Origin of the sequence: Streptomyces sp. NPDC056600 (assembly GCF_042792855.1) — a bacterium.
In the GTDB taxonomy this organism is placed as follows: domain Bacteria; phylum Actinomycetota; class Actinomycetes; order Streptomycetales; family Streptomycetaceae; genus Streptomyces.
In genome coordinates, this window is record NZ_JBHTVQ010000048.1 from 46,610 (window position 1) to 59,725 (window position 13,116).

At 71.5% G+C, this 13,116-nt stretch carries 10 protein-coding genes; 3 read left to right on the forward strand and 7 right to left on the reverse strand.

Translation table 11 applies throughout. From position 1 onward, the window contains the following. Positions 1–32: 32 nt before the first annotated feature. Positions 33–836, reverse strand: coding sequence for a carbon-nitrogen family hydrolase (locus ACFRAV_RS22730; protein ID WP_382558096.1), 804 nt, complete (start codon positions 834–836; stop codon positions 33–35). Positions 837–982: 146 nt separating this feature from the next. Here ACFRAV_RS22730 and ACFRAV_RS22735 point away from each other — a divergent pair, with 146 nt between their 5' ends. Continuing rightward, complete coding sequence (locus ACFRAV_RS22735) at positions 983–1,807, forward strand: maleylpyruvate isomerase family mycothiol-dependent enzyme (RefSeq protein WP_382558097.1); 825 nt, start codon at positions 983–985, stop codon at positions 1,805–1,807. Positions 1,808–1,894: 87 nt separating this feature from the next. Here the strand turns inward: ACFRAV_RS22735 and ACFRAV_RS22740 are convergent, their stop codons facing one another. Both ACFRAV_RS22740 and ACFRAV_RS22745 read right to left on the reverse strand, forming a co-directional pair. Then, positions 1,895–3,229: a nitrate/nitrite transporter gene (locus ACFRAV_RS22740; protein ID WP_382558098.1), complete on the reverse strand. Its 1,335-nt coding sequence runs from the start codon at positions 3,227–3,229 to the stop codon at positions 1,895–1,897. Further along, entirely contained in the window at positions 3,226–3,876 is a 651-nt protein-coding gene (locus ACFRAV_RS22745) for a GntR family transcriptional regulator (RefSeq protein WP_351114977.1), read from the reverse strand. Before ACFRAV_RS22745 ends, ACFRAV_RS22740 begins: the two co-directional genes overlap by 4 nt. A 221-nt stretch (positions 3,877–4,097) precedes the next feature. Between ACFRAV_RS22745 and ACFRAV_RS22750 the strand changes: the two genes are divergently transcribed. Next, positions 4,098–5,024 carry a D-alanyl-D-alanine carboxypeptidase family protein gene (locus tag ACFRAV_RS22750; RefSeq protein WP_382558099.1) on the forward strand — a complete coding sequence of 309 codons (927 nt, stop codon included), beginning with the start codon at positions 4,098–4,100 and terminating at the stop codon, positions 5,022–5,024. A gap of 71 nt (positions 5,025–5,095) precedes the next feature. Here ACFRAV_RS22750 and ACFRAV_RS22755 read toward each other — a convergent pair whose 3' ends face one another. The 4 genes from ACFRAV_RS22755 to ACFRAV_RS22770 all read right to left on the reverse strand — a co-directional run bounded on the left by ACFRAV_RS22755 (position 5,096) and on the right by ACFRAV_RS22770 (position 10,959). Then, positions 5,096–6,571: a dihydrolipoamide acetyltransferase family protein gene (locus ACFRAV_RS22755; RefSeq protein ID WP_382558100.1), complete on the reverse strand. Its 1,476-nt coding sequence runs from the start codon at positions 6,569–6,571 to the stop codon at positions 5,096–5,098. Between the two features lie 14 nt (positions 6,572–6,585). Further along, positions 6,586–7,593, reverse strand: coding sequence for an alpha-ketoacid dehydrogenase subunit beta (locus tag ACFRAV_RS22760; RefSeq protein ID WP_382558101.1), 1,008 nt, complete (start codon positions 7,591–7,593; stop codon positions 6,586–6,588). Positions 7,594–7,595: 2 nt separating this feature from the next. After that, the gene (pdhA, locus tag ACFRAV_RS22765) at positions 7,596–8,798 is read right to left on the reverse strand and encodes a pyruvate dehydrogenase (acetyl-transferring) E1 component subunit alpha (protein ID WP_382558102.1); all 1,203 of its coding nucleotides are present in this window, start codon (positions 8,796–8,798) and stop codon (positions 7,596–7,598) included. Positions 8,799–9,288: 490 nt separating this feature from the next. Then, a complete protein-coding gene (locus ACFRAV_RS22770) occupies positions 9,289–10,959 on the reverse strand; it encodes a protein kinase (RefSeq protein ID WP_382558103.1) in 1,671 nt (556 codons plus the stop codon). 387 nt (positions 10,960–11,346) lie between these two features. Between ACFRAV_RS22770 and ACFRAV_RS22775 the strand changes: the two genes are divergently transcribed. Then, positions 11,347–12,972: a protein kinase gene (locus ACFRAV_RS22775; RefSeq protein WP_382558104.1), complete on the forward strand. Its 1,626-nt coding sequence runs from the start codon at positions 11,347–11,349 to the stop codon at positions 12,970–12,972. The last annotated feature ends 144 nt before the right edge of the window (positions 12,973–13,116 follow it).

Sequence of the window (13,116 nt, forward strand, 5' to 3'; positions counted from 1 at the left end):
GGGCGCGGCGTCGTGCTGTCGGAGGCATGTCGTCAGAAGGAGGGGCGGGGAGGCGTGGGGAGGCCCAGGCGGCGGTCCTTGAGGGCGGGGAACTGCTCGCGCGTCGCGGCGACCCGCGCGGGGTCGAACTCCACGGTGAGGACCTCCTCGTCGGGGCCCGCCTCGGCGAGGACCTCGCCCCACGGATCCACCACGATCGAGTGACCCGCCTGCGGAACTCCGGCGTGCGTGCCCGCCGTTCCACAAGCGAGGACGAAGCACTGGTTCTCCACCGCCCGCGCGCGGGCGAGAAGCGTCCAGTGTCCGCGGCGCCGCTCCGGCCACCCGGCCGGCACCACCAGCGTCTGCGCACCGGCGTCCACCAGCGCGCGGAAGAGTTCGGGGAAACGGAGGTCGTAACAGGTGGCCAGCCCCAGGGTGGTCCGCGGCAGTTCGACGGTGACCAGGTCGCCTCCCGCGCCCATCAGCACGGCCTCGCCCTTGTCGAAGCCGAAGCGGTGGATCTTGCGGTAGACGGCGGCGAGGTCGCCGGAGGGCGCGTAGACCAGCGAGGTGTTGTAGAGCGTGCCGTCGTCGGCGCGCTCGGGGACCGAGCCGGCGTGCAGCCAGACGCCGGCGTCGCGCGCGGCCCCCGACATGGCCTCGTGGGTGGGGCCCTTCAGCGGCTCGGCCCAGGTGTCGAAGTCGTCGAAGGCGAAGGCCCCGGTGGTCCACAGCTCCGGCAGGACGACCAGGTCCGCCCCGGCCTGCTCGCGCACCAGTGCGGAGGCCCGCTCGCGGCGCCGCTCGACCGATTCGCTCCCGTCGACACGCATCTGGAGAAGAGAGGCGCGCACCGTACCACCGCCTTGGCCGTCGTGATGTCCACCCAGCTCTACGATCGTCACACGAAAGCTCTGCCGGGGTACCTCCCCGCAGCGTAACTTAGCTTTCCAAGACGCTGGCACTGCCCGAGTTCCAACCGCCCGAGGGGTCCCGTTCCGTGAGTCTGCATCCTGCCCTTCAGCCCTACGCCGACGCCTGGACTCACTCGATCGAGGCGATATCCGAGCTGGTGCTGCCCCTCGTGGAGGGCGGGTGGAACCGGCGGACGCCCTGCCCGGGATGGTCCGTCCGCGACATCGTCTCCCATGTCATCGGGATGGACTGCGAGATGCTCGGCGACCCCCGGCCGATCCACTCCCTGCCGCGCGACCTCTACCACGTGACGACCGAGCACCAGCGGTACATGGAGATGCAGGTCGACGTCCGGCGTCACCACACGGCGCCGGAGATGACCTCCGAGCTGGAGTACACGGTGATCCGCCGCAACCGGCAGCTGCGCAACGAGAGCCGGCAGCCGGACGCGGTGGTGCGCGGCCCCCTCGGGCGGGAGATCACGCTGGAGGAGTCGATGCGCTACCGCGCCTTCGACGTCTGGGTGCACGAGCAGGACCTGCGGGCCGCGCTCGGCGTGCCGGGGAACCTGGACTCGCCGGGCGCCCAGGTGGCGCGCGACTACCTGCTGGACGCGCTGCCGGAGGTGGTCGCCGAGCGGGCGGGCGCGCCGCGCAGCTCGGCCGTGGTGGTGGACGTGCACGGTCCGGTGGAGTTCCTGCGCACGGTGCGGGTCGACATCCGCGGCCGCGGCACGGTGGAGACGGCGCCGGCGCTGGGCCCGGCGGCGACGCTGACGCTCGACTGGGAGACGTACGTGCTGCTCGCCTGCGGCCGGGTGAAGCCGGCCGCGGTGATCGACCGGGTCAAGCAGGAGGGCGACCTCGACCTGACCGCGGCGATCCTGGACAACTTCACCGTCACCCGGTAGCCCGGCGCGGGAGGGGCGGGGCAGCGGCCCGGAGCGGGCCGAGACCTCCGGCGACCGCTGCCGTCCCTCGCACCGGACGGGGCCGGTCTACGGCTTGTGGACCGCCGCGACCCGCCCCGGGACCACGGCCCGCTCGCGCTCGCGGCGTACCGTCGGCCGCCACAGCCGCACCATCTGCGAGGCGCCGAGCAGCTGCACCGCGAACACCACGCAGAACGCGACGCGGTAGTCGTCGCCGGTGGCGTCGAGCAGGACGCCGATCCCGAGCAGGGTCGTCATCGACGCGGTGAACCCGCCGATGTTGGTGATCCCGGACGCGGTGCCCGCGCGCTCCGCCGGGTTCGCCGGGCGGGAGAGGTCGAAGCCGATCATCGACGCCGGTCCGCACGCCCCGAGCACCAGGCACAGCAGCGCGAAGACGGCCAGCGGCGCCCTCCCGGGCCAGGCCAGCAGCACCGCCCACACCACCGCGGTGGCTCCCACCGTGCCGAGCGCGAGCGGCATCCGCGCCCCGTGGCGGCGGCCGATGATCTGCCCGTAGACCACGCCGATCATCATGTGGGCCAGCACGATCACGGTGAGCAGCGAACCCGCCCTGGCCCGCTCCATCCCCTGGTCCTCGACCAGGAACGGCATGCCCCACAGCAGCAGGAAGACCATGCCGGGGAACTGCGTGGTGAAGTGCGTCCACATGCCGAGCCGGGTTCCCGGCTCCCGCCATGACTCGGTGATCTGCCGCCGGACGTAGGCCACGCCCCGGTGCGGGGCCGGCGGGGTGCCGTGCCCGTCCGGGTGGTCCTTGAGGAAGAGCAGGGTCAGCACCAGCACCACCACGCCGCACAGCGCGCTGCCGACGAACGACGCCGTCCATCCGAACTGGGTGAGCGCCCGGGAGAGCACCAGCGTGGAGACGACGTTGCCGCCCTGCCCGATGAGACCGGCGAGCTGCCCGATCAGCGGGCCGCGCCGCGCCGGGAACCAGCGGGCGCCCAGCCGCAGCACGCTGAGGAAGGTGAGCGCGTCGCCGCAGCCGAGGAGCGCGCGGGAGACCAGCGCCATGCCGTACGAGGGCGCCAGCGCGAACCCGAGCTGGCCCAGCGTGAACAGCACACAGCCGGCCACCAGGACCTTCTTGGTGCCGAACCGGTCGACCAGCAGGCCCACCGGTATCTGCATCGCGGCGTAGACCAGCAGTTGCAGCATGGAGAACGTCGAGAGCGCGGAGGCGCTGACGTGGAAGCGCTCCACCGCGTCGAGGCCGGCCACACCCAGCGAGGTGCGGAAGAGGACGGCCACGAAGTAGACGGACAGGCCCACCGCCCAGACGGCGACGGCCCGTGTGCCGCCCGGCGGGTCCAGCGGCGGGAGGGCGTCCCCGGCCCGCGGGGCGTCGGCCGCCCGTGCGGCCGGCTGCTCGCTCATCGGGCCTCTCCGCGCGCCAGGTGGGAGAACCAGCTGACGTGCCCGTGCACGACCGCGACCGCGCGGTCCGCGTCGCCGGCCCGCAGCGCCTCCAGGATCTCCCCGTGCTCCACCAGCGTCTTGGCGGCCCGGTCGGGATGCGAGTGCATCACCGCGACGCCCATCCGCAACTGCCGGTCCCGCAACTGGTCGTAGAGGTGGGAGAGGATCACGTTCCCTCCGCTGCGGACGATCTCGGCGTGGAAGCAGCGGTCGGTGACCGCCGCGGCGGCGTAGTCTCCGGCCGCCGCCTGCTCCCGCTGCCGCTCCAGCAGCTCCTCCAGCCGGGCGATCAGCTGCGGGGAGGCGGGAACCGCCTTGCGGGCCGCGTGCTCCTCCACCAACAGCCGGGTCTCCACCACGTCCGCGATCTCCTGGGCGGTGACCGGCAGGACCAGCGCGCCCTTCTTCGGGTAGAGCTTGATCAGCCCCTCCACCTCGAGCCGTAGCAGCGCCTCCCGCACCGGGGTGCGTGACACCCCCACCGCCTCGGCGAGTTCACCCTCGGTGAGGAGGCTGCCCCCTTCGTACCGCCGGTCGAGGACCGCCTGCTTGACGTGGATGTACACCCGCTCGGCGGCGGGCGGCTGCTTCAACGGCACGGTCATGCGAACAGCATAGATACAAGACAGGCGCATCCTCGGTTCGCATCCGGCATGCGGACGGACGGCTTTCCACCCCCAGTCACCGCAAAATCCAGAAATTACCCCCGTCTCCGGCGCAACCCTTGGCCCTCGCCGGTCGTCGGACATCACGCACCGCCGTATCCCGCGGCGGCGCCCTGCCCCGGGGACAGTTCAGGGGCACATCACATCCGGGGGTTCCCTACGTGAAGACCGGCATCAGGAGCCGTCGCCCGCGCAGAGTCGCGGTCTCGCTCGTCACCGGGGGCGCGATGCTCCTCGGCGGGACGCTCGCCTCGGCGCCCGCGCATGCCGCCGCCGCGCCGCCGCTGAAGAACGTGGCCTCGCCGTCCATCGTCGCCAAGGGCGGCTTCGTGATGGAGACCCAGTTCGGGCGGACCACCTACAGCAAGAGTGCCGACACCAAGCGGCCCACCGGCTCGACCACCAAGATCATGACCGCCAAGGTGGTGCTCAGCCAGTCGAACCTGAACCTCGACTCCAAGGTGACCATCGCCCAGGACTACCGGAACTACATCGTCAACAAGGGCGCCTCCTCGGCGAACCTGGTGGTCGGCGACAAGGTGACCGTGCGGCAGCTGCTCTACGGGCTGATGCTGCCGTCGGGCTGCGACGCCGCTTACGCGCTCGCCGACAAGTTCGGCACCGGCTCGACGCGGTCGGCGCGGGTGAAGTCGTTCCTGGGCAAGATGAACTCCACCGCCAAGAGCCTCGGCATGACCAACACGCACTTCGACTCGTTCGACGGCATCAGCAACGGCTCGAACTACTCGACGCCGCGGGACCTGACCAAGCTGGCCCGCAGCGCGATGAACAACACGACCTTCCGCACCGTGGTGAAGACGAAGTCGTACACCGCGAAGACGGTCACCAAGAGCGGCTCCACCCGCACCATGGGCACCTGGAAGAACACCAACCCGCTGCTCAGCAGCTACAGCGGGGCCATCGGTGTGAAGACGGGCTCGGGCCAGGTCGCCGGCTACTGCCTGGTGTTCGCGGCCACCCGCAACGGCAAGACCGTGATCGGCACGGTCCTGGGCTCGACGTCCTCGTCCCAGCGCACCACCGACGCGACCCGCCTGCTCAACCACGGTTTCGCCCGCGTGGGCTGAGCCACCCGGACACGGAAAGGAGCCCGCCGCGCTGTCGCGCGGCGGGCTCTTTCGTTCTGCTCAGGGAACCGTCAGGCCCAGGTGACCAGACGCTTCGGCTGCTCCAGGACCGCCGCGATGTCCGCGAGGACCTTGGAGCCGAGCTCCCCGTCGACCAGCCGGTGGTCGAAGGAGAGCGCCAGGGTGGTGACCTGACGCGGCTTGACCTTGCCCTTGTGCACCCAGGGCTGCAGCTTGACCGCGCCGAAGGCCAGGATGGCGGCCTCGCCCGGGTTCAGGATCGGCGTGCCCGTGTCGACGCCGAAGACGCCGACGTTGGTGATGGTGACCGTGCCGCCCTGCATGTCCGCGGGGGACGTCCGGCCCTCGCGGGCCGTGGCGACCAGGCCGCCCAGCGCCCCGGCGAGCTCCGGCAGGGTCTTGGCGTGCGCGTCCTTGATGTTCGGCACGATCAGACCCCGCGGCGTGGCGGCCGCGATGCCCAGGTTCACGTAGTGCTTCTGGACGATCTCCTGGTTGGCCTCGTCCCAGGACGCGTTGATCCCCGGGTTGCGCCGGATCGCGACCAGCAGCGCCTTGGCGACCAGCAGCAGCGGATTGATCCGCAGCCCCGCCATGTCCGGGTCCTGCTTGAGCTCCTGGACCAGCTTCATCGTGCGCGTCACGTCGACCGTGACGAACTCGGTGACGTGCGGGGCGGTGAAGGCGGAGCCGACCATCGCGGCGGCGGTGGCCTTGCGGACGCCCTTGACCGGGATCCGCGTCTCCCGCGCACCGTCGGACACCGCGGCGGGCGCGGCGCCCGCCGTGGCAGGAAGCGGAGCGGTCGGAGCCGCCTGCGGTGCCGGGGCCGCCGGGACCGGGGCCTGCACCTCGGGAACGGCGGCGGCCGCCGCGGCCTGCACGTCCGCCCGGGTGATGATCCCGTCGGGACCGCTCGGGCGGACCGACCACAGGTCGACCCCGAGGTCCTTCGCCAGCTTGCGCACCGGCGGCTTGGCCAGCGGGCGGTCCGGCCCGCCGGGCACGGCTGGGGCCGCGCCGTTGCCGTTGACCGCGGCGGGCGCCGGGGCGGGGACCGCCGCCGGGGCGGTGGTCACCTCGGCGACGGCCACGGCGGGGGCCGCGCCGTTCTTGCGCGGGCGGCGGCGCGTGGAGGACTCCGCCACGCCGTACCCGACCAGCACCGGCTGGCGGCCCTGCGGCTTGGCCTCCTCGCCCGCGGCCGGAGCCGGGGCCGCCGGGGCGGCGGCGGGCTGCTCGGCCGCCGGGGCCGCCTCGGGCTCGGCGGGCGCGCCGCCGGCCACGTCCACGGCGATGATCGAGGTGCCGACGTCGACCGTGACGCCCTCCTCGAAGTGCAGCGCGCGCACCACCCCGTCGTACGGGATGGGCAGCTCCACGGCCGCCTTGGCCGTCTCGACCTCGCAGACGACCTGGCCGTCGGTGACGGTGTCACCCGGCTGGACGTACCACTTGAGGATCTCGGCCTCGGTGAGGCCCTCGCCCACGTCGGGCATCTTGAACTCGCGCACGGAGGTGCTCATGTTCCGGCCTCCTCTCAGTACGCGAGCGCGCGGTCGACGGCGTCGAGCACGCGGTCCAGGCTGGGCAGGTACTCCTCCTCCAGGCGGGCCGGCGGGTACGGGGCGTGGTAGCCGCCGACCCGCAGCACGGGCGCCTCGAGGTGGTAGAAGCAGCGCTCGGTGATCCGGGCGGCGATCTCCGCGCCGGAACCGAAGAAGACCGGCGCCTCGTGCACCACGACCAGCCGGCCGGTGCGCTCCACCGACGCCTGGATCGCGTCGAAGTCGAGCGGGGAGACCGACCGCAGGTCCAGGACCTCCAGCGAGCGCCCCTCCTCGGCGGCCACGTCGGCGACCTCCTGGCACAGCTTCACCATCGGGCCGTAGGCCACCAGGGTGAGGTCACTGCCCTGGCGGACGACCTGGGCCTTGTGCAGCGGGCCGGGGATGGCCTCGGTGTCGACCTGGCCCTTGTCCCAGTAACGGCGCTTGGGCTCGAAGAAGATGACCGGGTCGTCGCTCTCGATCGCCTGCTGCATCATCCAGTAGGCGTCCGCGGCGTTCGACGGCGTGACGATCTTCAGGCCGGCGACGTGCGCGAACAGCGACTCCGGCGACTCGCTGTGGTGCTCGACCGCGCCGATGCCGCCGCCGTAGGGGATGCGGACGACGACCGGCAGCTTGACCTTGCCCAGCGAACGGGCGTGCATCTTGGCGAGCTGGGTGACGATCTGGTCGTACGCGGGGAAGACGAAGCCGTCGAACTGGATCTCCACGACGGGCCGGTACCCGCGCAGCGCCAGACCGATGGCGGTGCCCACGATGCCGGACTCGGCGAGCGGGGTGTCGATGACCCGCTCCTCGCCGAAGTCCTTCTGCAGGCCGTCGGTGACGCGGAAGACGCCGCCGAGCTTGCCGACGTCCTCACCCATGATCAGGACCTTGGGGTCGGTCTCCAGGGCCTTGCGCAGCGACTCGTTGATCGCCTTGGCGATCGCCAGCGTCTTCAAGGACTCACGCGCCTTCACGGACTCGACTGCCATGGTCAGACCCCCTCACCGTCGGAGAACGACGCCTGGTAGGCGGCGAACTGGGCGCGCTCCTCGTCGACGAGCGCGTGACCGTCGGCGTAGGCGTTCTCGAAGATCGCGAACTTGTCCGGCTCGGGCATGTTCCGGACCGCTTCGCGTACCCGCTTGCCCAACGCCTCGCTCTCGGTCTCCAGTTCCTCGAAGAACCCCTCGTTCGTGTCGGTCTCGGCGAGGAGGTACGCGCGCAGACGGGCGATCGGGTCCTTGGCCTCCCAGGCCGCCCGCTCGTCGTCGCCGCGGTAGCGGGTCGGGTCGTCGGAGGTGGTGTGCGCGCCCATGCGGTAGGTGAAGGCCTCGACCAGGGTCGGGCCCTCGCCGCGGCGGGCCCGCTCCAGGGCCTGCTTGGTCACCGCGAGGCAGGCCAGCACGTCGTTGCCGTCGACGCGGACGCCCGGGAAGCCGTAGCCCTGGGCGCGCTGGTACAGCGGCACGCGGGTCTGGCGGTGGGTGGGCTCGGAGATCGCCCACTGGTTGTTCTGGCAGAAGAACACCACCGGCGCGTTGTAGACGGCCGAGAAGGTGAAGGCCTCCGCCACGTCGCCCTGGCTGGAGGCGCCGTCGCCGAAGTAGGCGATGACCGCGCTCTCGGCCCCGTCCTTGGCGACGCCCATGGCGTAGCCGGTGGCGTGCAGGGTCTGCGAGCCGATGACGATCGTGTACAGGTGGAAGTTGTTGCTGTTGGGGTCCCAGCCGCCGTGGTTCACGCCGCGGAACATGCCCAGCAGGTTGGCCGGGTCGACCCCGCGGCACCAGGCGACGCCGTGCTCACGGTAGGTCGGGAAAACGTAGTCCTCGTCGTTCAGCGCGCGCCCGGAGCCGATCTGGGCGGCCTCCTGGCCGAGCAGCGAGGCCCACAGGCCCAGCTCGCCCTGGCGCTGCAGGGCGGTGGCCTCGGCGTCGAAACGCCGGGTCAGCACCATGTCCCGGTACAGCCCGCGCAGCTCGTCGGGGGTGATGGAGTCGACGTAGCCGTCGTACTCCGGGTTGCTCACCCGCTGCCCCTCGGGAGTCAGCAGCTGTACGAGCTGGGGCTCCGCCGGGGCGGAGTCGGCCGCCTGGGCGGTCTTCTTCGCCGCCGTCCGGCCACGGGACGTCCCGGCCTTGCCTGAGGCGGCGCTGCGTCGCTGGGTGCGCGCGGCGGTGCTCTCCACGGTCACGTTGCTCCTCCGTCGTCCGGTCCCCGGGGTTGCCGGGTGACCTGGGGTGCCCCCCTCGCCCTTTGGGACGCGGGGTAACAGTTCCGCCTGGCCCCGACAGCGCGCACGGGGTGGGTGCCCTCGGCCGGTAGCAGGCGTGACAGTGCCCCGGCGAGCGCCCTACGAGAAATCACGTTACCCGCGGCTCCTCATTTCTGGGAAACCGCGCCTGACCTGGGATTTTGATTGGATTTCCAAGTAAAAGAACTCGGAAGCCCGACCATCTCCCAGAAGTCGGGAAGAACCGCTGGTGGCAGCCTTGGAACGGCCCGCAGGTGGCCGGAACATCGCGCACCGTATAACGGACACGGGCCTCATGGAAGACTCCGTACGGCTCTTTTTCTCCTCATTCGTGCCAGCCTTTCCCGGATCGCACGAAGTTCCCTAGGGAAAAGATCGAGGGGCGGAGGAGCGCATACGCTCCTCCGCCCCCTTTCTTTGTACTGGCCGGTCAGCCCTCGGAGCCGGTCACGCTTCCCACGATGGTGCCCTCGGCACTTCCCTCGGCGGTGCCGGTGTCGCCGGTGTCGCCGCTGGTGGAGCCGTCCACGGTGCCGCTCTCGCCGGTGCTGCTGCCGGTGGAGCCGTCCACGGTGCCGGTGTCGCCGGTGTCGCCGCTGGTGGAGCCGCTCGTGCCGCCGGTGCTGTTGGTGTTGCCGCCCTTACCGGAGTTCCCGCCGCTGCCGCTGTTCCCCGGCTTGGGGGACTCGGGCTGCTGGGAGGGCGTCGGCGACTCCTGCTCGCGCGGGGTGTCGCCCCATCCGCCGCCGGTGCTGGTGTCCGTGTTCTCCTCCTCCTGGCCGGAGGTGTCGTCCGGCGCCTCGGACTCCTCCTCGGGTGCGGAGGTCTGCGACGTCGCCGGGGGCTTCTTCGGGTTCTTCTCGGTCGTGTCGTTCTGCATGTTGTTCATGGCCAGCGCGACGCCCGCCACCACGGCGATCACCGCCAGCGCGGCCAGCAGCAGCAGCTTGCCCTTGCCGCCGCCCGACCCGCCGGAGCCTCCGGTGTAGCCGCCGTCGTCCCCCGGGTTGTACGAGGGGATCATCGGCTGCGGGATCTGCGTCGTCGACGAACCGGCGCCCGGACCGCCGCCGTGCGGGAGCATCGCCGTCGCCGCGGTGGCGCCGGCGCCACCGCGCGCGCCGCCGTTGGCGAGGACCGGTCCGGTGTTCCAGGTGCCGGTGTAGCCGCCCTGCTCGTAGAGCATCTCCAGGGCGTACTGGACCAGCCCGCGCATCTCCTCCGCCGTCTGGAACCGGTCGTCCGGGTCCTTGGCGAGGGAGCGCATCACCAGGCCGTCGAGCTCCGGCGGCACCTGGTTGCTCACGCCGGACGGAGGCAGCGGGATGTCCTGGACGTGCTGGTAGACCACCGACAGCGGCGTCTCGCCGGTGAAGGGCGGCCGCAGGGCCAGCAGCTCGTAGAGCAGGCAGCCGGTGGCGTACAGGTCGGAGCGGTGGTCCACGGCCTTGCCGAGGGCCTGCTCCGGCGACAGGTACTGCGGGGTGCCCATCACCATGCCGGTCTGCGTCATGGTCGACTGCGCGCCGTGCAGGGCGCGCGCGATGCCGAAGTCCATGACCTTGACCGCGCCGTTGTGCGTGATGATCACGTTGGCCGGCTTGATGTCGCGGTGCACGATGCCGTGCTGGTGCGAGTACGCCAGCGCCTCGAGAACACCCGAGACGATGATCAGGGCCTGCTCGGGACCGGGCGCCTCGGACTCGATGAGGAGCTCTCGGATGGTGCGGCCCTCGACCAGCTCCATCACGATGTACGGGACCGAGGACCCGTCCGTCCTGTCCTCGCCCGAGTCGTACACCGCGACGATGGCGTGATGGTTGAGCCCGGCCACCGACTGGGCCTCGCGGGTGAAGCGCGCCTTGGACACCGGATCCTCGGCGAGGTCGGCGCGGAGGAGCTTCACCGCCACGGTCCGGCCGAGACGCACGTCCTCGGCGGCGAACACCTCGGCCATACCGCCGCGCCCGAGTCTGCGGGTCAGCCGATACCGGCCGTCGCCCACCAGTCCGCCGTTGCCCCAATTATCCGGCGCGTCAGACATGCCGCCGCCGGCCGCCTCGGGATCGGACGGGCCCTGAGCGGGATGCTGCTGTGCCATCAGTCCTCGCCGTCTTTCTGCCCGCGATGCGTGCAGGGTTGTCGCGGTCTCCGTCAGCCACGCTACAGCCTTCCCGCACCCCTCCGTCCGGGGTCGGACCCAGGTTCCGGTCGAGGAGTGACCCCGCCGGCTCCAGCCGGGGACGGACCGGTCATCAAACCCCGTGGGCGGCCTGGCGTGCAAATTCCCGGTTACCGGCCCGGAGATCGAGTAACGCTTCCGCGACGCTTCCTTCGCGTACGGTCACGGAACGGGCACCACGCTTGACGTGTCTGTGCCCTACGGCAGACTTGGCCGGTAAAGACACGGTCGATCACGGTCGACACCCACTAGCGGGAGGGCCCCGGCCGCTGCCGCCGTGCCGGATCCGATGGGGGACGCACACAGATGAGCCAGGACGGCGCACAAGGACAGGGCCGGTTCACGGGTCAGTCGCTCGCGGGCGGCCGCTACCAGCTCCGCGACCTCCTGGGCCAGGGCGGCATGGCCTCGGTGCACCTCGCCTACGACTCGGTGCTGGACCGGCAGGTGGCCGTCAAGACGCTGCACACCGAGCTGGGCCGCGAGCAGGCCTTCCGCGAGCGCTTCCGCCGCGAGGCGCAGTCCGTCGCCAAGCTGGCCCACACCAACATCGTCTCGGTGTTCGACACCGGCGAGGACGTCCTAGGCGAGCTCACCACGCCCTACATCGTCATGGAGTACGTCGAGGGCCGTCCGCTCGGCTCGGTGCTCCAGGCCGACATCGACCAGCAGGGCGCCATGCCCGCCGACAAGGCGCTGAAGATCACCGCCGACGTCCTGGCGGCCCTGGAGATCAGCCACGAGGAAGGGCTGGTCCACCGCGACATCAAGCCCGGCAACGTGATGATCACCAAGCGCGGCGTGGTCAAGGTCATGGACTTCGGCATCGCCCGCGCCATGCAGTCCGGCGTCACCTCCATGACGCAGACCGGCATGGTGGTCGGCACTCCCCAGTACCTGTCGCCCGAGCAGGCGCTGGGCCGCGGCGTGGACGCCCGCTCGGACCTCTACTCGGTCGGCATCATGCTCTTCCAGCTGGTCACCGGCCGACTGCCGTTCGACGCCGACTCCCCCCTGGCCATCGCGTACGCGCACGTCCAGGAGGAGCCGGTCGCCCCGTCGTCGATCAACCGCTCGCTGCCCCCGGCGGTGGACGCGCTGGTCGCCCGGGCCCTGCGGAAGAACCCGAACGAGCGCTTCCCCAGCGCCGTCGCCATGCGCGACGAGTGCCTGCGGGTGATGCAGTCGCTGCAGCAGGTCGCCCCCAGCATCGTCCCCGGCACCCAGAGCCAGAGCGGCTCGGGAGTCGGCTCGGCGGTCTTCCCGCCGGTGGGCCAGCAGACGCCGCCGCCCGCGGACGTGCACATGCCCTACCAGCCGCAGACGCCCACGCCCGGCCCGTACGCGACCCCGCAGGCGGGCTACGGCTACCCGCACTCCGGCGGCTACCAGCAGCCCCACCCGGGCTACCAGACCCCGATGCCCTCCGGCCCGGGCTACCCCACCGGTCCCTCGGCCGCGCCGACTCCGGCGCCCGCGAGCGGGGGCGGGAAGAACCGGGGCATGCTGATCGGCGCCGTGGCCGCCGTCCTGGTGGCCGGCGGTGTGATCGCCGCGCTGTCGCTCCCGGGGGACGACGAGAAGACGACCACCGGCGGCGGCGGGGGCTCGTCGGCCTCCGCGTCCGCCGATCCGGCCGACGACTACAAGGGGCCGGAGAAGGAGAAGACGATCGACCCCGCGGAGTGCAGCGAGCCGGACGAGGCCTACGACGACGAGACCAAGATCGTCATGCCGGACTTCCGGTACAAGTACTGGCCCTCCGTGCAGAAGTGCCTCCAGGACGGCGGCTGGCACTACGACCCCAAGGACGTCTCCGACGCCACATGGGGTGAGGACATGGTCGTCCGCCAGTTCCCGGCGCCGGGCACCAACGTCGACGAGGACGACGTCAACGTCGAGCTGGAGATCTCGACCGGTCGCTCCCAGTAGGACCGTGCCGGCCGCTCCCATCAGGCCGTGCCGGCCGCCCCGAAGTGACACAGGAACGGGCCCGGGGGCGCGCCCCCAGCGCGGGGGCCGGGCCCGGGGGGTTTAAAAAAAAAAGAGCCGAAGAGAAGGGACAACCGAGGGGGT

Excerpts from the sequence above, each read along its gene's own strand:
- ACFRAV_RS22740 (WP_382558098.1), bottom strand. The coding sequence starts at position 3,229 with ATGAGCGAGCAGCCGGCCGCACGGGCGGCCGACGCCCCGCGGGCCGGG.
- ACFRAV_RS22745 (WP_351114977.1), bottom strand. The coding sequence starts at position 3,876 with ATGACCGTGCCGTTGAAGCAGCCGCCCGCCGCCGAGCGGGTGTACATC.
- ACFRAV_RS22755 (WP_382558100.1), bottom strand. The coding sequence starts at position 6,571 with ATGAGCACCTCCGTGCGCGAGTTCAAGATGCCCGACGTGGGCGAGGGC.
- ACFRAV_RS22760 (WP_382558101.1), bottom strand. The coding sequence starts at position 7,593 with ATGGCAGTCGAGTCCGTGAAGGCGCGTGAGTCCTTGAAGACGCTGGCG.
- ACFRAV_RS22770 (WP_382558103.1), bottom strand. The coding sequence starts at position 10,959 with ATGGCACAGCAGCATCCCGCTCAGGGCCCGTCCGATCCCGAGGCGGCC.
- ACFRAV_RS22775 (WP_382558104.1), top strand. The coding sequence starts at position 11,347 with ATGAGCCAGGACGGCGCACAAGGACAGGGCCGGTTCACGGGTCAGTCG.